Source organism: Allobacillus sp. SKP2-8, from assembly GCF_007559355.1.
In the GTDB taxonomy this organism is placed as follows: domain Bacteria; phylum Bacillota; class Bacilli; order Bacillales; family Alkalibacillaceae; genus Allobacillus; species Allobacillus halotolerans.
In genome coordinates this window covers 421029-444906 of sequence record NZ_VMHF01000001.1, presented here as the reverse complement: position 1 = coordinate 444906, position 23878 = coordinate 421029, and the positions used below count along the sequence as shown (strand labels likewise).

Annotated in this window: 24 protein-coding genes and 2 pseudogenes; 20 read left to right on the top strand and 6 right to left on the bottom strand. The window is 39.5% G+C overall.

Going from position 1 to position 23878, the window contains the following annotated elements; all coding sequences use genetic code 11:
- Window positions 1-332: 332 nt before the first annotated feature.
- The 4 genes from lspA (at window position 333) to FPQ10_RS02260 (ending at window position 3993) form a co-directional block, all read left to right on the top strand.
- Window positions 333-806: a signal peptidase II gene (lspA, locus tag FPQ10_RS02275; RefSeq protein WP_255439627.1), complete on the top strand. Its 474-nt coding sequence runs from the start codon at window positions 333-335 to the stop codon at window positions 804-806.
- Window positions 799-1707 carry an RluA family pseudouridine synthase gene (locus FPQ10_RS02270; RefSeq protein WP_144159587.1) on the top strand — a complete coding sequence of 303 codons (909 nt, stop codon included), beginning with the start codon at window positions 799-801 and terminating at the stop codon, window positions 1705-1707. Before lspA ends, FPQ10_RS02270 begins: the two co-directional genes overlap by 8 nt.
- Window positions 1708-1911: 204 nt before the next feature.
- On the top strand, window positions 1912-2451 hold the full coding sequence (pyrR, locus tag FPQ10_RS02265; protein WP_144159584.1) for a bifunctional pyr operon transcriptional regulator/uracil phosphoribosyltransferase PyrR: 540 nt from the start codon (window positions 1912-1914) through the stop codon (window positions 2449-2451).
- A 168-nt stretch (window positions 2452-2619) separates the two neighbouring features.
- Window positions 2620-3993, top strand: coding sequence for a uracil-xanthine permease family protein (locus tag FPQ10_RS02260; RefSeq protein ID WP_144159581.1), 1374 nt, complete (start codon window positions 2620-2622; stop codon window positions 3991-3993).
- Between the two features lie 590 nt (window positions 3994-4583).
- Here the strand turns inward: FPQ10_RS02260 and FPQ10_RS02255 are convergent.
- On the bottom strand, window positions 4584-6293 hold the full coding sequence (locus FPQ10_RS02255) for an Rqc2 family fibronectin-binding protein (protein WP_144159578.1): 1710 nt from the start codon (window positions 6291-6293) through the stop codon (window positions 4584-4586).
- A gap of 199 nt (window positions 6294-6492) precedes the next feature.
- On the opposite strand from FPQ10_RS02255, the gene FPQ10_RS02250 reads away from it, so the two are divergent.
- From FPQ10_RS02250 to spoVM, 14 genes are all read left to right on the top strand, one after another.
- Window positions 6493-7371: a YicC/YloC family endoribonuclease gene (locus FPQ10_RS02250; RefSeq protein ID WP_144159576.1), complete on the top strand. Its 879-nt coding sequence runs from the start codon at window positions 6493-6495 to the stop codon at window positions 7369-7371.
- Window positions 7372-7460: 89 nt separating this feature from the next.
- Window positions 7461-7721: an extracellular matrix/biofilm regulator RemA gene (gene remA, locus FPQ10_RS02245; protein ID WP_144087676.1), complete on the top strand. Its 261-nt coding sequence runs from the start codon at window positions 7461-7463 to the stop codon at window positions 7719-7721.
- An 11-nt stretch (window positions 7722-7732) separates the two neighbouring features.
- Complete coding sequence (gmk, locus tag FPQ10_RS02240; protein ID WP_144159573.1) at window positions 7733-8353, top strand: guanylate kinase; 621 nt, start codon at window positions 7733-7735, stop codon at window positions 8351-8353.
- Window positions 8353-8550 (top strand): DNA-directed RNA polymerase subunit omega, encoded by a 198-nt coding sequence (gene rpoZ / locus FPQ10_RS02235; RefSeq protein ID WP_144159570.1) that lies wholly within the window; start codon window positions 8353-8355, stop codon window positions 8548-8550. Before gmk ends, rpoZ begins: the two co-directional genes overlap by 1 nt.
- 265 nt (window positions 8551-8815) lie before the next feature.
- A complete protein-coding gene (coaBC, locus tag FPQ10_RS02230; RefSeq protein WP_144159567.1) occupies window positions 8816-10012 on the top strand; it encodes a bifunctional phosphopantothenoylcysteine decarboxylase/phosphopantothenate--cysteine ligase CoaBC in 1197 nt (398 codons plus the stop codon).
- A gap of 2 nt (window positions 10013-10014) precedes the next feature.
- Window positions 10015-12426 carry a primosomal protein N' gene (gene priA / locus FPQ10_RS02225; protein ID WP_144159564.1) on the top strand — a complete coding sequence of 804 codons (2412 nt, stop codon included), beginning with the start codon at window positions 10015-10017 and terminating at the stop codon, window positions 12424-12426.
- Between the two features lie 33 nt (window positions 12427-12459).
- Complete coding sequence (gene fmt / locus FPQ10_RS02220) at window positions 12460-13395, top strand: methionyl-tRNA formyltransferase (RefSeq protein ID WP_144159561.1); 936 nt, start codon at window positions 12460-12462, stop codon at window positions 13393-13395.
- Between the two features lie 4 nt (window positions 13396-13399).
- Window positions 13400-14737, top strand: coding sequence for a 16S rRNA (cytosine(967)-C(5))-methyltransferase RsmB (gene rsmB / locus FPQ10_RS02215; RefSeq protein ID WP_144159558.1), 1338 nt, complete (start codon window positions 13400-13402; stop codon window positions 14735-14737).
- A 29-nt stretch (window positions 14738-14766) separates the two neighbouring features.
- Window positions 14767-15528, top strand: a complete 762-nt coding sequence (locus tag FPQ10_RS02210) for a Stp1/IreP family PP2C-type Ser/Thr phosphatase (RefSeq protein WP_144159555.1) — start codon at window positions 14767-14769, stop codon at window positions 15526-15528.
- Window positions 15522-17531: a Stk1 family PASTA domain-containing Ser/Thr kinase gene (gene pknB / locus FPQ10_RS02205; protein WP_144159552.1), complete on the top strand. Its 2010-nt coding sequence runs from the start codon at window positions 15522-15524 to the stop codon at window positions 17529-17531. Before FPQ10_RS02210 ends, pknB begins: the two co-directional genes overlap by 7 nt.
- Window positions 17532-17546: 15 nt before the next feature.
- Window positions 17547-18434 (top strand): ribosome small subunit-dependent GTPase A, encoded by an 888-nt coding sequence (gene rsgA, locus FPQ10_RS02200; RefSeq protein WP_144159549.1) that lies wholly within the window; start codon window positions 17547-17549, stop codon window positions 18432-18434.
- Between the two features lie 3 nt (window positions 18435-18437).
- Window positions 18438-19085: a ribulose-phosphate 3-epimerase gene (rpe, locus tag FPQ10_RS02195; RefSeq protein WP_144159546.1), complete on the top strand. Its 648-nt coding sequence runs from the start codon at window positions 18438-18440 to the stop codon at window positions 19083-19085.
- A gap of 6 nt (window positions 19086-19091) precedes the next feature.
- Entirely contained in the window at window positions 19092-19742 is a 651-nt protein-coding gene (locus tag FPQ10_RS02190) for a thiamine diphosphokinase (RefSeq protein WP_144159543.1), read from the top strand.
- Window positions 19743-19779: 37 nt separating this feature from the next.
- The gene (gene spoVM / locus FPQ10_RS13490) at window positions 19780-19857 is read left to right on the top strand and encodes a stage V sporulation protein SpoVM (protein WP_144160174.1); all 78 of its coding nucleotides are present in this window, start codon (window positions 19780-19782) and stop codon (window positions 19855-19857) included.
- Window positions 19858-20006: 149 nt separating this feature from the next.
- On the opposite strand, the pseudogene FPQ10_RS13485 reads toward spoVM, so the two are convergent.
- From FPQ10_RS13485 to rpmB, 3 genes and pseudogenes are all read right to left on the bottom strand, one after another.
- Window positions 20007-20228, bottom strand: a pseudogene (locus tag FPQ10_RS13485) (hypothetical protein); the annotation flags it as partial.
- Between the two features lie 204 nt (window positions 20229-20432).
- Window positions 20433-20663: a hypothetical protein gene (locus FPQ10_RS02180; RefSeq protein ID WP_144159540.1), complete on the bottom strand. Its 231-nt coding sequence runs from the start codon at window positions 20661-20663 to the stop codon at window positions 20433-20435.
- A gap of 60 nt (window positions 20664-20723) precedes the next feature.
- The gene (gene rpmB, locus FPQ10_RS02175) at window positions 20724-20912 is read right to left on the bottom strand and encodes a 50S ribosomal protein L28 (RefSeq protein WP_144159537.1); all 189 of its coding nucleotides are present in this window, start codon (window positions 20910-20912) and stop codon (window positions 20724-20726) included.
- Between the two features lie 197 nt (window positions 20913-21109).
- On the opposite strand from rpmB, the gene FPQ10_RS02170 reads away from it, so the two are divergent.
- Window positions 21110-21469: an Asp23/Gls24 family envelope stress response protein gene (locus FPQ10_RS02170; protein WP_144159534.1), complete on the top strand. Its 360-nt coding sequence runs from the start codon at window positions 21110-21112 to the stop codon at window positions 21467-21469.
- Window positions 21470-21504: 35 nt separating this feature from the next.
- Window positions 21505-23175, top strand: a complete 1671-nt coding sequence (locus tag FPQ10_RS02165) for a DAK2 domain-containing protein (RefSeq protein ID WP_144159531.1) — start codon at window positions 21505-21507, stop codon at window positions 23173-23175.
- 69 nt (window positions 23176-23244) lie between these two features.
- On the opposite strand, the pseudogene FPQ10_RS13480 reads toward FPQ10_RS02165, so the two are convergent.
- Both FPQ10_RS13480 and FPQ10_RS13475 read right to left on the bottom strand, forming a co-directional pair.
- Window positions 23245-23450 (bottom strand): annotated as a pseudogene (locus FPQ10_RS13480) (IS3 family transposase); the annotation flags it as partial.
- Window positions 23434-23751 carry a transposase gene (locus tag FPQ10_RS13475; RefSeq protein ID WP_370512020.1) on the bottom strand — a complete coding sequence of 106 codons (318 nt, stop codon included), beginning with the start codon at window positions 23749-23751 and terminating at the stop codon, window positions 23434-23436. The pseudogene FPQ10_RS13480 and the gene FPQ10_RS13475, both read right to left, overlap by 17 nt.
- Window positions 23752-23878: the final 127 nt, after the last annotated feature.

Genomic DNA, 23878 nt, shown 5'->3' with positions numbered 1-23878 from the left:
CTTCAGGGTTAATTCGAGTGGCTTCAGGGTTAATTTGTGAATCTTCAGTGTTAATTCACGAACCTTCAGGGTTAATTCACGATCCTTCAATGTATATCTACAAACCTTTCGTAACGCCTATTTTCACGATCATCTGCTTCTTGTACCCCTCTTTAAAAAAACACTGGCACCAAACGAATTAACAGACTACTCGGTTGATGCTGTTTTTGCGTTCATTCACTAACTCGATCGAAAGCTTCTTTGAGGTTCATTTATTTAACAGGCAACTCACATTTTTATCGAATGCAAGGTTTTCTTATGCTACAATCAAAGAGTGGAAGGAGCGAATAAGTGTGTTTAAATTCTACATACTTGCGTTATTTTTAATAGCAATCGATCAAGTAACAAAGTATATAGTTGTGAGCAGAATGGAAATTGGTGAGCAACTAGAATTGATCCCGAACTTTTTATATTTTACTTCCCATCGAAACAGTGGGGCAGCCTGGGGAATGTTGGAAGGCCAGATGTGGTTTTTTTATATTGTTACAATTATCGTAGTCGGTGTCGTAGTTTATTTTATCCAAACGAATCGTGACCAACCGATGCTACAATTAGGATTCAGCTTTATTCTAGGTGGAGCAATCGGAAATTTCATCGATCGAATTTTATTTCAAGAGGTCGTCGACTTCATCGATGTTTATATTTTTGGTTATAATTTTCCGATTTTCAATATCGCAGACTCAGCTTTAACAATCGGTGTAATTCTAATTATCATTCTCATTTTATTTGAAGACTACAGTGGAAAAGGGAAGGTCAAGAATGGCTAAACAATCTATTCAAGTAGAAGAAAGATTTCATACAACTCGACTGGATAAGTTATTGACGAATTTGAATCCAGAAGAATCACGAAGCCAAATCCAATCATGGATTAAAGAAGGTTTTGTACAGGTGAATGGAAAAAAGGCAAAGACAAATTATAGGTGTCAGCAAGGTGACTTCATTGAATGGGAAATACCAGAAGAGGAAGCATTCGAATTAATACCTGAGTCGATGGATTTAGATATCCGATATGAGGATGAACATCTTTTGGTTGTCAACAAGCCGAAAGGGATGGTCGTTCATCCGGCTGCTGGACACTCAAACGGTACCCTTGTGAACGGATTAATCGCATATACAAAACTATCGGACATAAACGGAGAATTCCGTCCTGGAATCGTTCATCGTTTGGATAAGGATACAAGTGGCTTAATGGTTGTGGCAAAAACAAATGACACACATGAAAAACTCGCCACGATGTTAAAAGAGCGAACTGTAAAACGACAATATCAAGCCATTGTTCATGGGGAAATAGAACATGAATTAGGCACCATTGAAGCTCCAATCAATAGAGATCCGAGCGATCGTAAAAGGATGGCTGTCGTAGATGATGGTAAAGAAGCGATTACCCATTTCCGGGTCCATGAACGCTTCCCGAACTATACACATGTCGTTTGTGATTTGGAAACAGGTCGAACGCACCAAATACGTGTACACTTTAAATATATCGGTTTTCCGATCGTAGGAGATCCGAAATATGGACCAAGAAAAACATTGAATACAGAAGGACAAGCACTCCATGCCAGACGCTTAGAATTCACGCATCCGATTACGATGGAAAATATCATTGTGACGGCTGAAGCTCCGGCTATTTTTCAAGAGGCTTTAAAGGAAATTGATCGGTGGACTTGACTTTTTTCTCAAAGCAAGTAAAATAAACATTGAATAAAGTGAACCTTTAAGTGTGGTCCAGAGAGACTAGCAAGGTGACGGATGAACCTACACATATTGTTGGTGCAGAAATCCTCTTTTGTCATCTTGTGGCAAAAGAGTTTTTTTATGCCTAAAACCGTCAAAGGTTCGATTAAAAGTAAGCTGGAAAAGGGGGGAGGAACAATGAACGAAAAAACGAAGATTTTAGACGAAGCAGCAATTTCTCGAGCAATTAAACGAATCTCTCATGAAATTTTGGAAAAAAACAAAGGCACGGAAGATCTTTTACTTGTTGGCATCAAAACAAGAGGAACACCTTTAGCAAATCGAATTCAGCAACAAATTAAGGAAATTGAGAGTGTCGATGTCGAAACAGGAGAATTGGATATTTCACTTTACCGAGATGATTTATCGAATAAAGACACGCAGGATGAAGCAACGGTGAACCAGACGAATATCACATCTTCAGTTCAAGGGAAAAAAGTCATTTTACTTGATGATGTGCTTTATACCGGCCGAACCGTGAGAGCCGCGATGGATGCAATCATTGATCTCGGACGTCCGAAGACCGTTCAATTAGGCGTATTGATTGACCGAGGTCACCGAGAGTTACCGATTCGTGCTGATTATGTTGGAAAAAATATTCCTACTTCAACCAATGAAGTGATTAAAGTGAAGTTGTCAGAAGTTGATGAGCAAGATGAAGTGAGTATATACGAATAGGTTAAATAATGTTCAAACAATGAAAATGAATGACCTTTAAATCTCAGTCCAGAGAGGCTGGTAAGGTCGCATAAGGAAACGTATACGGGACCCGTATGACGTCTACCCTCTTTGCGACCAGCAGAGAGTTTTTTTATGGTCAAAATTACAGGTCGGAGGGGTAAAACGATGTCAAATCAAGAAAAAGTTTTAGATATTCACGATGTACCTAAATGGAATCAATGGTTGATCCTTAGTTTGCAGCACATATTCGCCATGTTCGGGGCAACAATCCTCGTTCCATTTTTAACGGAAATGCCACCGAACGTAGCATTGATTACTAGTGGGTTAGGAACACTCGCTTATATCTTTATTACAAAAGGAAGAATACCAGCATACTTGGGATCCAGTTTTGCTTTTATTGCGCCGATTATCGCTGCAAGTATGGCAGATGGCTTGGCTGGAGCGATGGTTGGTGCATTCCTTGCAGGGATTGTATACGGATTAGTTGCCTTGTTAATTTCATTAAGTGGTGTAAATTGGTTACTCTATCTTTTGCCACCTGTTGTTGTCGGTCCGGTAATTATGGTCATCGGGCTGGGTTTAGCACCAACCGCAATTGAAATGGCCATGTATGATGGTGAAGGGAATTACATTACAACCTATATATTAATTGCACTTGTAACGCTCGGAATTACCGTGATTGCATCGATTTACTTTAAAGGATTCTTTAACTTAATCCCGATTTTAATTGGAATTGTTGGTGGCTATGTTTTTGCTCTATTTATGGGGGTTGTTGATACGACGAACTTACAGGCTAGTTGGAATGAGTTAACATCCAGTTCCTCCATAGGTGAATTTTTTGGAGCACTGATTGCAAAGCCTGATTTCCTGATTCCGTTCGTTGATTATGCACCAATGGACGTATTAAACCTATCCATTGTCGCGATCATGGTACCTGTGGCTCTCGTGACGATTACTGAACATATCGGGGATCAAATGGTCTTATCGAAAATCGCCGAACGAAACTTTTTAAAGGATCCAGGATTGCATAAATCCATTTTAGGTGATGGTGTTGCAACATTGATCGCGTCTGTATTGGGCGGTCCACCTAATACGACTTACGGAGAAAACATCGGTGTTCTGGCAATTACGCGTGTATTCAGTGTGTTTGTCATCGGTGGCGCAGCCGTTTTAGCGATCACCTTTGGCTTTATCGATCTCGTTTCTGTCTTAATCGAATCAATACCAACCCCTGTAATGGGCGGTGTATCGATTCTACTGTTCGGAATTATCGCATCAAGTGGACTACGAATGTTAATTGATAATAATATTGACCTAGGGAAAAAGCGAAATCTGATTATCTCTTCTGTTATTCTTGTAATTGGTGTAGGCGGTGCCTTCATTCAAATTAACGAAAACGTACAAATTGCAGGAATGGCACTTGCAGCGATTATTGGAGTTATATTGAATCTGATTTTACCTGGAAGAGACAAAGTTCAAGATACAGAGGGAATGTTCGAATCCGAGGAAAATAATAAATCAACTATGAAAGCAAGTTGAAAATAAGGAAATCTACTGAATGATTTAATTCATATTGGGATGCATGCAAAAGTTACATGCATCCCAGTATGAATTTTTTATAAGTAAACGAGTGAACTTCACCTTAGGAGTGATTGCGATCCGATCTAAACAAAAAAACACTCCTAATCGCCCGAATGAAAGTGGTGATTCAGTATTCGGTCGAATAGGCGGCTCCTAAACGCCCGGATGGCAACGATGATTCAATATTCGGTCGAATAGCGAGTCTCTAAACGTCCGAACGGCAAAGGTGGTTCACTATTCGGTCGAATAGGCGGCTCCTAATCGCCCGAACGGCATCGGTGATTCAGTATTCGGTTGAATAGGCGGCTCCTAAACGCCCGGACGACAATGATGATTCAATATTTGGTCGAATAGCGGGTCACTAAACGCCCGAACGGCAATGATGATTCAGTATTCGGTCGAATAGGCGGCTCCTAATTGCCCGGACGACAATGATGACTCAATATTCGGTTGAATAGCAAGACCCTAAACGCCCGAATGATAGCAATGAGCGGTCATCCGGGCGTTGAAAAACTTTTTTAATGAGGATACAAACGAATCCTGTTTTATTATTCTTTCAATCTTAATTTTTCAATTTCGCTTTCAACAGGTGTTACATAAACCGTCTGTTGGTTGTCATAGGTGACGTATCCTGGTTTTGCGCCATTTGGTTTTCGGACGTGCTTCACTTTCGTGTAGTCTACCGGAACAGAGGAAGAGTGTTTCGATTTGCTGTAGAAAGCCGCAATTGTCGCAGCTTCTACAATCGTTTCTTCGCTTGGACTTGTTGATTTAATGATGACGTGTGAACCAGGTATGTCTTTGGTGTGTAACCAGATATCTTCTTTATCTGCTTGACGGTTCGTTAAGTATTCGTTTTGTTTATTGTTTCGCCCAACATAAATCTCCGTACCATCTGTTGCTTGAAAACGATCAAAACGGATGACTTTCTTCTTTTTCTTTTTGTTTTTCGTAGATTTTTTCTTTAAATAGCCTTCATCTTCAAGCTCAGCTCGGATATCTTCCAGATCTTCTTCACGAGCGTCTTCAAGCTGTTGGATCAAACGATCTAAATAATCAATTTCTGCTTTCGCTTTTTCAATTTCTTTTGTAACGACTTCTTTTGATTTTTTAAGTTTTTGATATTGTTTAAACAGTTGCTGTGCATTCTCACTGGCAGATTTATTCGGGTTTAACTCGATTGTAATCTTTTTTTGATCGGGATCGTAGTAATCAATGACTGTAACTTGATTGTCGCCAGGTTTCACAAGATGCATATGAGCAGTCAGTAGTTCACCAAATTTTTGGTACTGTTCTGCATCTTCGGCTTTTTTCAATGTTTGTTGCTGTTTTTTTATTTTACGTTCATTTTTACTGCGCTCATTTTTAAGCAAACGCATAATGTCATGTGTTAACCCCTTGACTCGGTCACGTTCAGCTTTTCCTTGGTAAAAGGCATCGAGCATTTCACTGACTGTTTCATATGAGGTAGTCGGTTCTCCAAGTTGTACGTTTTTCAACACATGAAAATCATCTTTTTGGCCACGACCTATATGGGGATGAAAATCGTTCTCCATTAATTGAGTTTGAAACTGTTCAAACACTTCAATATATTTCTTTTCATCTCCTAAATAAGCGAGGTCTGCAATTGACTGACTGACCAATGGAGAAACACCCATCAGAATAGATAGGATTTGTCGATCAATTTTACCTGTATTAAAGTCTAGCTTTTTGACAAACTCTGTTGGGTCAAGCTCTAATGGATTGATCTTACCTTGTTCAGGTGGAAAAATGTACGTTTGGCCAGGTAACAGTGCCCGGTATCGATTTTGAGAGAAACCAATATGTTTCATGGATTCAAGGATTACATTTCTACTTGGATCAACTAGCACGATATGGCTATGCTTGCCCATTAATTCAATATACAAATCATAATCCAACGAATCACCGATTTCATCTTTGCTCGTTACTCTAATTCGGATGATTCGTTCCATACTAATTTGCTCAACGGATTTAATAAAACCTGAGCCTAAATATTTTCTTAATACCATACAGAATAATGGTGGTTCTTTAGGATTGGTATATTTCTCACTTGTTAAATGAACCCGAGCATAATTCGGATGCACAGAGAGTAATAAATTTTTGTTCTGACCATTTTTTCGAACGGTAATGATTAATTCATGGTCGGTTGGCTGATGAATCTTTGTCATACGTCCAGTGACTAATTCTGTTGATAGATCGTTGACTAACGCATAAGTGACGATTCCATCTAATGGCATAAAAACACCTCATTTCTTTCAATAGTGTATCATGAACACAGACTCAATAGAATGTGTGATGCTTTATAAACAAAAATATTATTTCTGTATAAATCATTCAATTGCAAGATTATAAAATCAAACAATCACTCGAAACAGTTGAAAAATACTTTTCAATAGTGCAAGAATAATAAGAGATGAAAAAGGTAAGGTGATTCAAATGATTAAGAGTATGACAGGTTATGGTCGCTATGTTTCACATGATCAAAAAAGGCAAATCACCATCGAAGTGAAAACAGTCAATCATCGATATTTAGATATTTCATGTAAAATTCCACGAGAGCTTTATCCGTATGAAAATGAATTAAAAAAACAAATGAAAGGCCAACTAAAAAGAGGAAGAGTCGATGTCTATATTTCTTGTGCCGGAGAACAACTGACGGATAAAAAAATGCAGGTTGATTGGGATGTGTTTGAACAATATTTAAACAATATCAATGCGCTTCAAGAAAAGGGGAATGTACAAGGGTCTTTATCGATTGAACACATTCTATCGATGGAAGATTTATTCTATATCGAAGAACCTGATCATTTGGATGAACAGTTATTTGAAATAATCAAAGACGGACTACAAAAAGCTTTAGAACAAGTGGTTGAGATGCGGACCGTTGAAGGGGAAGCGATTCAAAATGATTTTCATAGCCGCATTCGCTTGTTGAAAAGCTATACAGCTCAATTGGAAAAGCATGTTAAGTCGATGGAAACACAACAATTCAATTCCATAAAAGAGAAGTTGGAAACGATGCTTGATGGAAAAGGAATTGATGAAGAGCGAATTGTTCAAGAAGCCGCTATTCAAATAGAAAAAGCAGATATAGCAGAAGAGTTGACACGACTTCACTCGCACATGGATCAATTTTTAGAAACAGTAAAAAAGAATGATTCCATTGGTCGTAAGCTTGATTTCATTGCACAAGAATTATTGAGAGAAGTAAATACCATCGCTTCAAAATCAATTCTCTCGGAAGTTAGCCGAGTAGCTGTTGAAATGAAGAGTGAAATAGAGAAAATCAAAGAACAAGTACAAAATATCGAATAGAATTTGAGTTTTCAGTTGTTTTTAGCGTATAATAGGTGTATTCACAAAAAATAAAAGAGTATGTACTGAACTAGTTAGGGGAGTAGAGAATGAATTTGAAACTGATTAATATTGGATTTGGAAATGTTGTATCAGCAAACCGAATCATTTCCATTGTTTCACCAGAGTCGGCTCCAATTAAACGAATTATTACTGTAGCAAGAGATGAAAATAAACTTGTCGATGCAACTTATGGCCGCCGGACAAGAGCGGTTATCGTTACAGATAGTGACCATGTGATTCTATCTGCTGTTCAGCCAGAAACAGTCGGTGGCCGAATTGATAATGACGATATGAACGGAGATAATTAGGAGGAACGTTTGTGGAAGATGAAAAAGGAATCCTGTTTATTCTATCCGGTCCATCCGGTGTAGGAAAAGGAACGGTCAGAAAAGCTTTATTTGAACAAGATCCCGCATTGCAGTATTCAATTTCCGTTACAACCCGTAAGCCGCGCGTCGGTGAGGAAAACGGTGTCGATTACTTCTTTAAGAGTAAAGAAGATGTCGAGGAAATGATTGAGCAAAATGAATTAATTGAGTATGCTGAGTATGTAGGAAATTATTATGGAACCCCAAAAGCTTATGTGGAAGAAACACTTAAAGAGGGTAAGGATGTATTTTTAGAAATTGAAGTGCAAGGTGCCATGCAGGTGAAGAAAAACTTTCCTGAAGGTGTCTTTATCTTTTTGTTTCCACCAAGTTTGGAAGAACTAAAAAACAGAATTATCGATCGCGGTACTGAGACGGAAAACTTGGTTAAAAACCGCTTGCTTGAAGCAAAAAAAGAAATTGACATGATGGATGAATATGATTATGTCGTCGTCAATGATCAAGTTAAGAAGGCTGTTTCACGCATTCAGTCAATTGTCGTGAGTGAACATTGTAAAAGAGAGCGAGTCTCCAAACAATATAAAAAAGCATTAGGAAGGGTGGATTTGTAATGCTCGAACCATCTGTAGATAACTTATTGAAAAAAATCGATTCCAAATATGCAATCGTCACGATTGCCGCTAAACGTGCAAGAGAACTTCATGAAAAAGAAAACCATATGCTTGAGCAACCGACATCCAAAAAGTTGGTCGGAGTTGCACTAGAAGAAATTCTAGATGAAAAATTGGCAATCAAACAGCAAGACTAAGAAAAGACCCGACTTCTCATTTACAAGAGAAGTCGGGTTTTTCTTGTCCAAGTATCATCTAGTGGAAACAGATATTCGATTCACGTATAATTGTAATAGTTTATATAAAAGCACCGTTGGTTAATCAGGTTTTCTTTTCTTCCACACATCGAAAACGTTAACATAGTAAGCATGGATATATATGGTTTTTAAAAGTATATGTCACGAACGATGAAACGAAATAATACGAAAGCCTTAATCCATCCTAATTGACGGAGGTTATCATATGTTAAATGGAAAAAATGTTGTATTAGGTGTCTCTGGTGGGATCGCTGCCTATAAAGCTTGTGCGCTAACAAGTAAGTTAGTCCAACAGGGAGCGAATGTAAAAGTGATTATGACAGAAGGCGCGACAGAATTTGTTCAACCACTTACCTTCCAAGCATTGTCGAGAAATCCAGTTTACACGGATGCATTTGATGAAAAAAATCCAGAAAAAATTGCCCATATCGATTTGGCAGACTGGTCAGATCTCATTATTTTGGCACCGGCAACTGCCCATTTACTGGGTAGAATAGCGAATGGTCTGGCAGATGATATGTTGACGACCACATTATTGGCAGCAACGTCACCCGTTTATGTCGCACCTGCGATGAATGTTCATATGTATGCTCACCCATCTGTTAAAAAGAACTTGATTGAACTTGAAAAAATGGACTACCGTTTTATTGAACCGGGGGATGGCTATTTGGCATGTGGTTATGTAGGAAAAGGTCGTTTAGAAGAGCCTGAACGAATCATTGAAGTGATTAATGACCATGAAAAAAAGACAGAATTGATGAAAGGTAAAAAAGTGCTGATTACAGCCGGACCTACACAAGAAATCATCGATCCGGTCAGGTTTTTTACGAATCACTCATCAGGAAAGATGGGCTATGCCTTAGCTCAAGCGGCAAAAGATCTAGGGGCTGATGTTACGCTCATTTCCGGACCTGTGTCTTTAGAAAAAATTGCAGGTGTCCGTACAATTGACGTTCAGTCAGCGGATGAGATGTATCAAGCAGTAATGAAAGAATTCCACGAACAGGATTTAGTGATTAAGTCAGCAGCGGTTGCAGATTATCGGCCAAAACAAACGTCTGATCAGAAAATGAAGAAAAAAGAAGGCGACCTTATCATCGAGCTCGAACGAACAAAAGATATCTTGGCGACGTTAGGTGAAGAAAAATCGAATCAATATTTGGTTGGTTTTGCGGCAGAATCAGAAAATCCGCTGGCGTATGGGCAAGAAAAATTAAAACGAAAGCAACTCGACGCAATTGTTATCAATGAAATTGGTTTTCAGAAAGGATTCCAATCCGATCACAATGAAGTTGTTTTTTATTCAAAAGACGGAGAAGAGCATCGAATTCCTTATGCAACAAAAAAAGAGATTGCCGAGGAACTGATGCAGTTAGTTAATCGAAAAATGACGGAGGAATAAGCATGGCGGTAGCAAAAGTCGTCATCGATGTTGCAGCTGCAGCAATCGATTCTTTATTTGATTATGAAATTCCTGAAAATCTAGAAGGTAGTGTACAGCCAGGAGTCCGTGTCGTTGTTCCATTTGGACCACGAAAAGTAATGGGGTTTGTGACCGAATTGACGAGTGAAAGTGATTTTGAATCGTTGAAAAAAATCATTAGCGTTATGGATCATATTCCTGTCCTGACAAAAGAATTACTTGACCTATCAAAGTGGCTACAAGAAGAAACTCTTTGCTATCGAATCTCCGCCATGCAGGCGATGCTTCCGGCTGCCTTTAAAGCGAAGTACAAAAAGGAAGTTTGGTTGCTGGCTGACGAAGACGAACTTCCGGATCTGTGGAAAATCGCTGCAGAAGGACGCGAGGTATTTCCTTTTGAAGAACTGGAAAAACATCAAATATCTTCGAGCCAAGTCACTCGGATGGTTCAAGAAGGACTTATTGATATTAAGTATATCGTTAAAGGAAAAAATCGTGTAAAAAGAGACACATATATTGAGTTAGCTGTTGATGAACAAGTTTTACTTGAGGCGATTGAAGATTTAGGAAATCAAGCAAAGAAGCAGCGATTAGTTTTAGAATTTTTTTCGAAAAATCCTCGGCCTATTTTACTCAATGACTTAATTAAGAAGCTCCAAACAACCAAGGGACCAATCGATCAACTGATTGAAAAAAAGATTTTAAAACGTGTAAAAAAAGAAGTCTATCGCGATCCTTATCAAAAAGACACAACAGAACGCACAAAACCGTTAATTCTCACCGATCAACAACAAGCAGCCATTGAACCGATTCACCAATCGATTGATCAAAATAAGCATGAAGTTTTTCTATTGCATGGTGTTACAGGTAGTGGGAAGACAGAAATCTATTTACAATCAATTGAACGAGTGATCAATGAAGGAAAAGAAGCGATTGTGTTAGTGCCGGAAATCTCCTTAACACCGCAAATGGTTACGCGGTTCAAGGAGCGTTTCGGTGGAGAAGTTGCTGTTTTACATAGTGCGCTATCCCAAGGTGAAAAATATGATGAATGGCGGAAAATTCAACGAAAAGAAGTGAGCGTTGTTGTTGGAGCGCGTTCAGCTGTGTTTGCTCCATTTGAGAATTTAGGGATTATTATTATTGATGAAGAACATGAGACAAGCTATAAACAAGAAGATTATCCAAAATACCACGCACGTGAAGTAGCAAAGTACCGAGGACGTGCTCATCAATGCCCTGTTGTCTTAGGTAGTGCAACACCGACGTTAGAGTCCTATGCCAGGGCATCAAAGGGTGTTTATAAATTACTTGAATTAACAGATCGTGTAAACGAACAAGATCTACCGAACATTGAAATCGTTGATATGCGTACGGAGTTGGAAAAAGGAAACCGGTCGATGTTTTCTGAATCATTAACCGAAAAAATCCAAGATCGTCTAGATAAAAATGAACAGATCGTTCTTCTTTTGAATCGTAGAGGCTATTCATCATTCGTCATGTGTCGCGAGTGTGGTGAAACGATACAATGCGAACACTGTGATATTTCGATGACCTATCATCAAAGACAACATAAACTGAAGTGTCACTACTGTAATGCTGAACGTAGAATGCCAAAAACATGTCCGAATTGCGAAAGTGATGCCATCCGATTTTTCGGTACCGGAACACAAAAGGTGGAAGAAGCACTGAATACCCAGTTTGAAACGGCTCGTGTTATACGGATGGATGTCGATACAACGTCGCGAAAAGGTGCTCACGAGAAGTTATTGAATCAATTTGGACGAGGCGAAGCGGATATATTACTTGGAACCCAAATGATTGCCAAGGGACTTGATTTTAAAAATGTGACGCTTGTCGGTGTCATAGCGGCAGATTCAATGCTTCATTTACCAGACTTTCGCGCAAGTGAACGTTCATTTCAATTACTGACACAGGTCAGCGGTCGGGCAGGACGCCATGAACTTCCTGGAGAAGTAGTTGTCCAGACCTATACGCCTGAACATTACTCCGTTGTATTAGCGAGTGAATATGATTATGAAGGATTTTTTCAGCGAGAAATGAACTTTCGAAAACAGGTTGGTTATCCACCGTATTATTTTATGGTGTTGATCAACTTATCACATGAAAATCACGTACAAGTGAACCAAATGGCCAATGAACTTGCCAATGAGTTAGCCAAAAATTTATCGCAAGAGTCAATTTTATTAGGCCCAACCCCATCGCCAATGCTACGGATTAAAGATCGCTATCGTTATCAATGCATGATAAAATATAAGCGAAAAGAAGAAGTCGATCAGGCTTTGCGAAGCGTATTGGAGCATTTTAAAAGAGAAGTGAATCAAAATAAACTTCAAATGACGATTGATTTTGATCCATACTACTTTATGTAAATCAGAAACAATAGATTGGAAAAGGAGTATTCGATGACGAAAAAAATTGTGTTTATGGGTACACCGGATTTCAGTGTTCCTATATTGAAAATGTTGGTTGAATCGGATTACCAGGTTGTAGCTGTCGTGACGCAACCAGACAAACCAAAAGGAAGAAAGCGTCGATTGACCCCTTCGCCTGTTAAGGAATTCGCTTTGGAACGTGATCTGCCGGTTATTCAACCGAAAAAGATTCGAACGGATTATGAAGAAATTTTACATTATGAACCGGACCTTATCGTTACAGCTGCCTATGGCCAAATTTTACCGAAGGAATTATTGGATGTACCACCTTTTGGATGTATTAATGTCCATGCTTCCTTGCTCCCTGAGTTACGTGGAGGCGCACCGATTCACTACGCCATCATGCAAGGCAAGAAGGAAACAGGCGTAACCATTATGTATATGGCAGAAGGAATGGATACAGGAGATATGATTAGTCAAGAAGCTATTCGGATCGAAGAAAACGATCATACCGGAAGTCTTCATGATAAATTATCGACTGTAGGAGCAGGCTTATTGAAAAAAACACTGCCAGAAATTTTTGGAAATGAAGTTAACGCAATCCCTCAAGATCATGGACAAGCAACATATGCATACACCATTAAACGAGATGAAGAAAAAATTGATTGGCAAAAAAGTCAAGAGGAAATCTATAACCATATCCGTGGACTGCACCCATGGCCAGTTGCGTATACGACTTACAAAGACCAAACAATTAAAGTTTGGTGGGCGGAGAAGGTCGAACAACCCTCAAGTGGAAAACCAGGAGAAATCCTCCGGGTTGATGATGGTTTAATTATCGGAACAGTTGATGGAAAACAACTGAATATTACAGAGATTCAGCCTGCAGGAAAGAAACGGATGAAAACTGAAGACTTTTTGCGTGGCAGTAAGAATTACTTCACAGTAGGTGAGCAGTTAGGATGATAGGATGAAAAACGTACGAGAGGTTTCGCTCGATTTATTGATGAAAGTTGGCGACCAAGGTGGTTTCAGCCACTTATTGATCAATCAAGCGATACAAAAGAATCAGCTTAGTCAGGAAGATAAAAATTTAATGACAGAGCTTGTTTACGGGAGTTTACAACGAAAATTGACGCTTGAATATTTCATCAATCATTTTACAAAGAACAAAAAAATGGATTCATGGGTTTCATGGTTGCTCATGTTGTCGTTTTATCAAATGATCTATTTGGACAGAATCCCTGACCATGCAGTCATCAATGAAGCTGTAAACATTTCTAAACGACGTGGACATAAAGGGATTTCTGGATTTGTTAATGGTGTGTTGAGAAACTTGCAACGTCAAGGGCCGCCAGATATCAATAATATTCAAGACCCCGTGAAAAGACTTTCTATCCAAACAAGTCACCCAGCATGGTTAGTGAAACGCTGGGTTGATTCATATGGATATGAGATAACAGAAAAAATGTGTTGGTCTAATATCGACCGTAAAAATGTTTCCGTGCGTGTGCATCCATTGCGAACGACAAGGGAAAAAGCTCAGTCATTCCTTTCAAAAGAAGCTATTGAAACGAGACCTTCACAATTGTCTGAACAAGGGCTAGTCGTTACGTCGGGAAATGTACTAAACAGTCACTTATTTCCTGACCAATTAACAATCCAAGATGAAACTTCTATGCTCGTATCCGAAATGGTAAATCCTGAACCGGGTATGACTGTACTAGATGCTTGCAGTGCTCCAGGTGGAAAAACGACGCACATGGCTGAAAAAATGAATAATGAAGGCAGCATCCATGCATATGATTTACATGAAAAGAAGGTGAAGTTAGTAGCAGAAAGAGCTAAACAACTAGATTTATCAATCATTAAAACAGGTGCAATGGATAGCCGACAATTAATGAATCGATTTGAAAACTTTACGTTTGATCGGATCCTTTTGGATGCACCATGTTCTGGTCTTGGTGTCCTGCGGAGTAAACCGGATATTAAATATGCCAAGAAGGAAGAAGATATTTTATCACTAGCCAAGATTCAAAAAGAACTGCTACATGCAGTGCTACCTTTATTGAATCAGGATGGTAAACTTGTTTATAGTACTTGTACGGTCGACCGGCAAGAAAATGATAAGCTGATCGCGCAAGTTCTGAAAGAAATGGATGAATTTGAAATCGATCAATCATTTTTTGATGAATTGCCTGAGTCGTGTAAAGAATTATCCGGCTTAACACCCTATGGTTTACAACTATTTCCTCATGATTTTGATGCCGATGGTTTCTTTATGACGCGAATTAAACGAAAGAAATAAAGGAAGATTTGAAGAAATGAGGTGCAGAAATGACTGCATATTTTAAATCAGACCGAGGAAAAGTACGCCCGATCAACGAGGATGCGGGCGGTGTTTTCAAGCATCCTTCAGGCCAACTTCTTACCGTGATTGCCGATGGAATGGGTGGACACAATGCTGGTGATGTGGCTAGTCAAATGGCCATATCCCAGTTACATAAAAGATGGGATGAAACATCAACGTTTTCATCTATTGAAGACGCGCAGTCTTGGTTACAGCAAACAATCCAAGAGGCCAATCAAGAAATCCTTGCCTATTCCAATGAAAATGAAGATTGTGAAGGAATGGGGACTACCTTGACAGCTGCCGTTATCTTAAATAGGGAAGTTGCAGTTGGACATATTGGTGATAGCAGACTATATACAGTAAATCGCGAACAAATTGTTCAGCAAACGGAAGACCATTCTTTCGTTCATGAGTTAGTTCGAAGTGGACAATTGACAATCGAAGAAGCTGAAGTTCATCCGAAAAAAAATGTTTTAACCCAAGCAGTAGGAACAGAAGAATCACTGAATGTTCAATTGCTTAGTTTTTCACTCGAAGCAGACGAATCCTATCTCTTTTTATGTACGGATGGGTTATCCAACAAAGTTTCCGAGGAAGAGATTCAAGAAATAATCTTGCAAGATCTCGGACACGAAGAAAAGCTAGAAAAACTGATTCAACTGGCAAATGATCGTGGCGGCGAAGATAACATATCTTTGGTGCTATGGGTAGATGACGGGGACGAAGAAGGTGTTTCAACGTGTTAACAGGAAAAATCTTAAATGAACGGTATAAAATTTTACGAACCATTGGTGGCGGCGGAATGGCAGATGTCTATCTTGGTGAAGATTTAATTCTGAATAGGGAAGTTGCCATTAAGGTCTTGAAGATGGAGTACTCCAACAACCATGAATTTATCGAACGATTCAGAAGAGAAGCGGAATCTGCCATCAGTCTATCCAATGATCATATCGTCAATATATTTGATGTAGGCGAAGAAAATAATATTTACTATATGGTCATGGAATATGTTGAGGGAGATACGTTAAAGGAACATATTCAATATCATGGACCATTATCTGCCTCAGATGCTGTTGCGATTATGCTACAACTGACATCCGCATTATCTCATGCACACAGAAACGGCATTATCCACCGTGATGTAAAGCCACAGAATATCTTAATGAATCAGTATGGCAATGTGAAAATTACGGACTTTGGCATTGCACGGGCACTTAGCTCAACGCAACTGACAAAAACGAATGATGTCATTGGCTCTGTTCATTATTTATCACCCGAACAAGCAAGAGGTGGAACGGCAACAAAGAAATCAGATATTTATTCACTGGGAATTGTATTGTTTGAATTGTTGACCGGCAGATTACCTTTTTCAGGAGAATCAGCTGTATCTGTGGCATTGAAACATATGCAAACGGAGACACCATATGTGAGAAGTTTTCAACCGAGTGTGCCTCAGAGTCTTGAAAATGTGGTGTTAAAAGCAACGACGAAAAATCCACTTCATCGTTATCAATCGATCGATGAAATGCAAAGGGATTTGGAAACGGTATTGGATCTGGACCGCCAGGAGGAGGAACGATTTATCCCTCCAAAAGAAGAGGGAGAAGATACAAAAGTCATGCCGGCGATTCCACCCAATATGAAACTTGACGATGAGAATGACCCAACAGTCGTCAAAGCAGAACAACAAGCAAAAGACAAACCAAATAAAAAATCAAAGAAATGGATGGTTTTTTTAATTTCTTTCAGTGCACTCGTTCTAATCGCAGCAATAATTGCGCTTTTTGTGCTACCGAAGATGTTGATTCCTGATGACATCGAAATTCCAGAGGTTTCTGGAAAAACGTATGAAGAAGCTTTCAGCGAATTGACTGAACTAGGCTTAGAAGTTGAGCGAGAATCGGTTTATGATGAAGAGATTGAAGAGGACTTAGTTGTAAAAACCTCACCACGTGCAGGTAACACGGTGAAGGAAGGCGCAACGGTCACTATAGTGACAAGTATGGGGCAAGAAAAAATTGATTTTCCCGATTATGTCGGTAGCTCTTTTGACCAAACAAAAAAATTCCTTGAAAACAACGGTTACCAGGAAGTCATCGGCTATAAAAAGGATTCTGATCAACCAGAAGGTGAAATTATTGCGCAAATTCAACCAGAACCAGGTGAAGCGATCATCCCAGAAAATACACGGGTCATTTTTGACGTCAGTAATGGACCACCGACTATAAGCCTTCAATCCGTGGAAGGATGGTCACTTGAGGATGTACAAGACTATGCAAAAACAAATAATTTATCTTTAGTGACCGAGGAAGAGTTTTCAGATGATGTACGTGAGGGAAGAGTTATGCAACAGAACCCTAGTCCGAATACAGAGCTCGAAGAAGGGGATGAGTTGCGTGTGATCGTCTCAAAAGGACCGGATTTAAAACCAGTAACAAAGACGGAGACTTTTGAAGTTGTATACGATCCACCTGCGGATGAACAGCCTACAAATAATGATGAGAATAACCAAGATGAAAACAGTCAAGCGGATGAAAATAATTCTCCAGATGAACCTGTTGGACAGGAAGTCGTCATTTACATCGGAGATGCCGAGAGAAATATGAATAATGTATTTCATAAAGAAACAATTTATGCGGATACGACATATGAGATTGAGTTAACGATCAATCCGGAAGAAATGGCCAGTTACCGTGTAGTAAGAGATGGGGAAACGTATATCGAAGAGTCGGTTCCCTATGAGGAATAAAGAAAGGGTGAACAGATGAAGGAAGGTAGAATCATTAAAGCATTGAGTGGCTTTTATTACGTACTTTCCGGAGACGAGCTGATTGAGTGTAAAGGAAGAGGATTATTCAGAATGCAAAAAATCACACCTCTTGTTGGTGATCGAGTGAAAGTCGAAGTTCAAGCGGATGGTAAAGGGACAATCGTTTCTGTTGATGAGCGCGTCAATGAGTTAATCCGTCCACCAGTTGCTAATATCGATCAAGCGATCATCGTCAACTCACTTGCCGAGCCAGACTTTAGCCCACTGTTGCTAGATCGATTTTTAGTTCTTATTGAGCATAAAGAAATCAAACCGCTAATCATATTAACGAAAACCGACTTAGTCAAAGAGTCGAAACAGGAATCAATTGAGCAATATATGAGTGATTATCGTTCACTTGGTTATGATTTATTGGCGTTTTCAAAGAATGATCCAGCCAATACCATCTATGAAGCAATCCAGCCTTATCTTGCAGACAAAATCAGTGTCATTGCTGGGCAATCCGGTGTCGGTAAATCCACTCTTTTAAATGTGCTTGATCTATCCTTGCAATTGGAAACGGGAGATATATCGAAAAGCCTCGGTCGCGGTAAGCATACGACAAGACATGTAGAATTGTTTTCAATTGCTGGCGGGTTAATTGCTGATACGCCTGGATTCAGTTCACTCGATTTCTCTGAGATTGAATTAGATGAATTACGTTATTGTTTTCCAGAATTCGTTGAACTACAAGACCATTGCAAGTTTCGAGGCTGTATGCATATGAAAGAGCCTAAATGTGCAGTGAAAGCTGCAGTGGATGCAGGAGATATTCCTGCGTTTAGATATAAACACTACAAAACTTTTTATGAAGAAATTAATTCCAGAAAGCCGAGGTATTGAACTATGGTTAAAATAGCACCTTCTATTCTTTCAGCAGATTTTGCTAAATTAGGGGAAGAGATTAAAGAAGTAGAGTCTGCGGTAGATTATATTCACGTTGATGTGATGGACGGTCATTTCGTGCCGAACATCACGATCGGACCACTGATTGTGGATGCCATTCGACCAGTTACCGATTTACCATTAGATGTGCACTTAATGATTGAAAATCCAGAACATTATATCCAAGCTTTCGTTGATGCTGGTGCCGATATTATCACGGTGCATCAAGAAGCTTGCCCACACCTTCACCGAGTCGTGCAACAAATTAAACAAGCAGGTGTCAAAGCGGGTGTCGTCATTAACCCAGCGACTCCGGTTGAATCGATTGAATACGTACTGGAAGACGTGGACCTCGTATTGGTCATGACGGTCAATCCAGGTTTTGGAGGCCAGTCATTTATTCCGAGCGGACTGAATAAAATCAAGCAGCTTTTTGACCTACGTTCTGAGCACGGTTACTCATATGAAATCGAAGTCGACGGTGGCGTTAATCAAGAAACTGCTAAGCAATGCATCGATGCAGGTGCTGATGTTTTGGTCGCGGGCAGCGCCATTTTTAACAAGGATAACCGCATAGAAGCCATTAAAGCCATTAAAGAATCGTTGTGATTTTTAATGAGTGACTCACTGCAAATCGGAATTGTTGCTGGTGGACCAATAGAAAAGATTCCAAATTTGAATGATTATCCTTGGATCAATTATTGGATCGGCGTCGATCACGGAGCTCTTTATCTAGCAAGCCATCGGATGGAAATTGATTTGGCTATCGGTGATTTTGACTCGATTTCCCAAGCCGAGTACGAAACCATTCAAACGCATGCAAAAAAGGTAAAGCAATTTCCGTCAGATAAAGATTCGACAGACTTGGAGTTAGCCATCGATGAATCCATCGAATTAAAAGCAGAAAACGTATCAATTTTCGGTGCGACAGGCGGCCGCTTAGATCATGCTTGGATAAATATGTTCTTGCTCAAGAAGCTTGCTCATGCAAATATTACAGCCAAACTGGTCGACCGGCAAAATCAACTGTCGCTTCATTATCCAGGTGTTTATTCTATTGAAAAAGAGCAACAGTACCCTTATGTTTCTTTCCTTTCCATTACCGAGCAAGTAGAAGACTTAACATTAGAAGGTTTCCGATATAACCTTAACGCTGAAACGATAACATTTGGATCCTCGTTTACGGTTTCGAATGAGTGTGTTGAAAAAAAGTGTACTTATTCATTCAGTAAAGGCATATTATTAGTTATAAAGAGTCGGGATTAAGCAGGAATGTGGATCGGTAAGGAATAGGAGGGGGAAAATGAAATTTTATACGTTTAAACTCCCACGATTTTTAGGTGGCATGGTTCGTGGGGTCATGAATTTATTTAAAAAATAATAACGGCGCAAAGCGAACTTATCTATTCTTGTGAAATCAATTGGTTGAAGCTCTAAATTGGGCTTTAACCAATTTTTTTCATTTAAATAGACGAGCTGAGCTTGGTGGATCGTTAGAGCTATAGCAGTCAAGCGCGGAAGTCCAGCAGTTAGGCGTCGAATTTCAGCAGTGAGACGCGTCAGTTCAGCAGTTAGGCGTCGAATTTCAGCAGTGAGACGCGTCAGTTCAGCAGTTAGGCGTCGAATTTCAGCAGTGAGTCGTGTTGGTTCAGCAGTTAGGCGTCGAACTTCAGCAGTGAGTTGTGTCAGTTCAGCAGTTAGGCGTCGAATTTCAGCAGTGAGACGCGTCAGTTCAGCAGTTAGGCGTCGAATTTCAGCAGTGAGACGCGTCAGTTCAGCAGTTAGGCGTCGAATTTCAGCAGTGAGTCGTGTTGGTTCAACAGTTAGTCATCGAACTTCAGCAGTGAGACGCGGAAGTCCAGCAGTTAGGCGTCGAACTTCAGCAGTGAGACGCGTCAGTTCAGCAGTTAGTCATCGAACTTCAGCAGTGAGATGCGTCAGTTCAGCAGTTAGTCATCAATCTTCAACAGTGAATTGCGCCAGTTCAGTAGTTAGGCGTCGAACTTCAGCAGTGAGACGCGGAAGTCCAGCAGTTAGGCGTCGAACTTCAGCGGTGAGATGCGTCAGTTCAGCAGTTAGGCATCGAACTTCAGCAATGAGTTGTGTCAGTTCAGCAGTTATGCAACAACCTTCAGTAATCAGCCAAAATTCTTCTTCGCAGGGCCTGAAGGTACAACTTTTAACCACAAAAAAAGCAGCCTTCGATGAATACTTGATTCAGTCGAAAGCTGCTTTTATCGAACATGATTAAACACGTTCTACTTTACCTGATTTTAGGGCACGAGCAGAAACGTATACGCGTTTAGGTTTACCGTCAACCATGATACGTACTTTTTGAACATTCGCTTTCCAGTTACGTTTATTGGCATTCATTGCGTGAGAACGCTTATTACCAGTATTTGTTTTACGTCCAGTAACTTGACATTTACGAGCCATTTTAAAATCCCTCCTGCTATTCGTGAATTCATACTCATATAATTTATCACATGCAACACTAGATTTCAATCGAAAAATAATGGAATATCAAGAAATTTAACTTGACAGAAGGACTATTCTACAGATAACCTTTTAAAAGAGAATGCGATATAGTAAAATAGCTGTAGTTTAGGTGCTTTATAAAAGGAGGAGTTTACGTGTCAGTTGAGATCACGAATGAATATGGACATGTAACAATATCAAAAGAAGTCATTTCAACAGTTGCTGGAGGCGCAGCAACCGAATGCTATGGTATTGTTGGAATGGCCTCCAAAAATCAATTCAGAGATGGTCTTTCAGAGATATTAGGTAAAGAAAATTTCTCTAGAGGTGTCGTCGTTACAAACGATGAAGGAGACTTGACGATTGATATGTATATCATTGTGAGCTATGGTACAAAAGTATCAGAGGTGGCTCATAACGTACAAAATCAAGTAAAATATGCGTTGAAACGAATGATTGGCTTAAACGTTAACGCTGTAAATATTTATATTCATGGCGTACGAGTAACGGCATAGTTGATAGGATTGGATTTAAGGGAGGAAATAGAACCGTGACTATACAGAAATTAAACGGAAAAGATTTTGCGCAGATGGTTCTTATGGGTGCGAACCATTTGTCGAATCAATCACAGATGATTGATTCATTGAATGTTTTTCCTGTTCCGGATGGAGATACAGGTACAAACATGAATTTAACAATGACTTCTGGAGCAAAAGAAGTTGAAAAGGTTACAGAGGATCATGTAGGTGAAGTAGCTGCTTCATTTGCAAAAGGTCTATTGATGGGAGCTCGTGGAAATTCTGGTGTAATCTTGTCACAGATATTTAGAGGTTTTTCCAAGAGTGTTGAATCTAAGGAAAGTCTAACAGTGAACGATTTAGCTGAAGCACTTGAAGCGGGCGTCGAAACAGCCTATAAAGCTGTTATGAAGCCGGTCGAAGGGACGATTTTGACTGTCGCGAAAGATGCTGCTAAACAAGGCACAATCACTGCAAAAAACACCGATGACGTCATTGAATTTATCGAAGAGGTTTTGAAAGAAGCAAAAGCTTCACTAGACCGCACACCTGACTTGCTTCCTGTGTTAAAAGAGGTCGGTGTAGTCGATAGTGGTGGACAAGGTCTCGTTACGGTTTATGAAGGCTTCTTAGCTTCATTGAAGGGTGAAGAATTGCCTCAGACGAGTGCTGCTGCTCCATCCATTGATGAAATGGTCAGTGCTGAACACCATAAAATGCACCAAGACTTTATGAATACGGAAGATATTGAGTTCGGTTACTGTACTGAATTTATGGTTAAATTTGAAGAGGATAAACTAAAGGATCATCCGTTTGATGAGGAAGAATATCGAAATACATTAAGCGAACACGGTGATTCACTATTAGTCGTTTCCGATGATGATGTTGTGAAAGTACATATTCATACCGAGTATCCTGGTGAAGCTATGACAATCGGGCAGAAATATGGAAGCTTGATCAACATCAAAATAGAAAATATGCGTGAACAACATACATCTATTGTCGGTGAAAAGCCGAAAAAAGAAGAGAAACCGGCGAAAAAGATTCCATTGGGCATAGTAACCGTAGCGATGGGTGACGGAATTAAAGAAATGTTTGAAAGTCTTGGAGCAACAGTTGTCATTGAAGGCGGACAAACGATGAATCCGAGCACACAAGATATTGTTGAAGCAGTACAGCAAGCTAACGCTGAAAACGTACTTATTTTACCTAACAACAAAAATATTGTCATGGCAGCAGAACAAGCTTGTGAGCTAGTTGAATTCCCTGCGAAAGTAGTTCCGACAAAAACGGTTCCACAGGGAATGAGTGCTATGCTGATGTTCAATCCAGAAGGGGAACTGGAAGCGAACCAAGCAGAAATGACTGAGGCAACGAATCACGTCAAAACGGGTCAAGTGACTTATGCCGTTCGTGATACATCGATTGATGGCAAAACCATTGAAGAAGGCAACTTTATGGGAATCCAAGATGGTGACATTGAAGCTGTCAATCCAGATAAAATGGAAACCGTTAAAGAATTGCTTAAAAACATGATTGATGAAGAAGAAAATGAGATTCTCACAATTCTTCAAGGAGAAGAAGCGACGGAAGAAGAAGTCCAAGCGATTGAGTCCTTTATCGAAGAAGAATACGATGAAATCGAAGTTGAAATCCACAAAGGAAACCAGCCGATCTATTCATTTATTTTCTCAGTAGAATAAGAAAAATGAAACAGCGGGTGGATGAACTGCTACCCATCAAGTAGACAATGAAAATAAGTCAAATTAATCCTAAATGGCCTTCGTCCGATATTCAATTGGACTAAGGCCATTTAGTCTTTTTTGGTACCTTTGGTGATTGTAAAAATGAATGTATCTTTCAAAGGCTTCTTTCAGATCTTCAAAGGTGTCGTACTTCTGTTAGGTAAATAATACTCCTCGCTCTTCAATATACCGAAAAAACCTTCCATAGAACCATTATCAATACATCTTCCTACTCCATTTACGTAAAACGGTGGAACTGGAGATGTTATAGTGATAAACAACTTCACTTAGGGAGTACTTACCGCTTTCATAATCTTTCACAGCCTGTAATTTAAGTTCTTGCGAGTAACGATTCCAAGTCTTCGATTCTCTTAATCCCTCAACACCCTCAGTCTCAAATTTATGGAGCCACCTCTTTAAAGTGCTTTCTGATATTCCGTTATATGAGCAGTAATCAACTACAGAACAATTCCTCGAGTCAGATGACTGAACAACCTCTATCTTAAATTCATCAGAGTAGGATCGTTGAGATATAAAAATGCCCCCTTTAAAGTTAGTTTTTTTAACTGTCTACATTCAGGAATGCTCGCTGTTTTTTATTTATACTATTTTTTAATTCTAAACTTTAAGAATATTTTAACGATTAATTGACAACCATATA

Bases quoted from the DNA above. Each gene is read 5' to 3' on its own strand.
- FPQ10_RS02250 (WP_144159576.1), top strand. From the start codon at position 6,493: ATGATTAAGAGTATGACAGGTTATGGTCGCTATGTTTCACATGATCAA.
- rpe (WP_144159546.1), top strand. From the start codon at position 18,438: ATGGTTAAAATAGCACCTTCTATTCTTTCAGCAGATTTTGCTAAATTA.
- rsgA (WP_144159549.1), top strand. From the start codon at position 17,547: ATGAAGGAAGGTAGAATCATTAAAGCATTGAGTGGCTTTTATTACGTA.
- fmt (WP_144159561.1), top strand. From the start codon at position 12,460: ATGACGAAAAAAATTGTGTTTATGGGTACACCGGATTTCAGTGTTCCT.
- spoVM (WP_144160174.1), top strand. From the start codon at position 19,780: ATGAAATTTTATACGTTTAAACTCCCACGATTTTTAGGTGGCATGGTT.
- FPQ10_RS02190 (WP_144159543.1), top strand. From the start codon at position 19,092: ATGAGTGACTCACTGCAAATCGGAATTGTTGCTGGTGGACCAATAGAA.
- FPQ10_RS02255 (WP_144159578.1), bottom strand. From the start codon at position 6,293: ATGCCATTAGATGGAATCGTCACTTATGCGTTAGTCAACGATCTATCA.
- remA (WP_144087676.1), top strand. From the start codon at position 7,461: ATGAATTTGAAACTGATTAATATTGGATTTGGAAATGTTGTATCAGCA.
- FPQ10_RS02270 (WP_144159587.1), top strand. From the start codon at position 799: ATGGCTAAACAATCTATTCAAGTAGAAGAAAGATTTCATACAACTCGA.
- rpoZ (WP_144159570.1), top strand. From the start codon at position 8,353: ATGCTCGAACCATCTGTAGATAACTTATTGAAAAAAATCGATTCCAAA.
- rsmB (WP_144159558.1), top strand. From the start codon at position 13,400: ATGAAAAACGTACGAGAGGTTTCGCTCGATTTATTGATGAAAGTTGGC.
- coaBC (WP_144159567.1), top strand. From the start codon at position 8,816: ATGTTAAATGGAAAAAATGTTGTATTAGGTGTCTCTGGTGGGATCGCT.
- FPQ10_RS02210 (WP_144159555.1), top strand. From the start codon at position 14,767: ATGACTGCATATTTTAAATCAGACCGAGGAAAAGTACGCCCGATCAAC.
- rpmB (WP_144159537.1), bottom strand. From the start codon at position 20,912: ATGGCTCGTAAATGTCAAGTTACTGGACGTAAAACAAATACTGGTAAT.
- pyrR (WP_144159584.1), top strand. From the start codon at position 1,912: ATGAACGAAAAAACGAAGATTTTAGACGAAGCAGCAATTTCTCGAGCA.
- FPQ10_RS02260 (WP_144159581.1), top strand. From the start codon at position 2,620: ATGTCAAATCAAGAAAAAGTTTTAGATATTCACGATGTACCTAAATGG.
- priA (WP_144159564.1), top strand. From the start codon at position 10,015: ATGGCGGTAGCAAAAGTCGTCATCGATGTTGCAGCTGCAGCAATCGAT.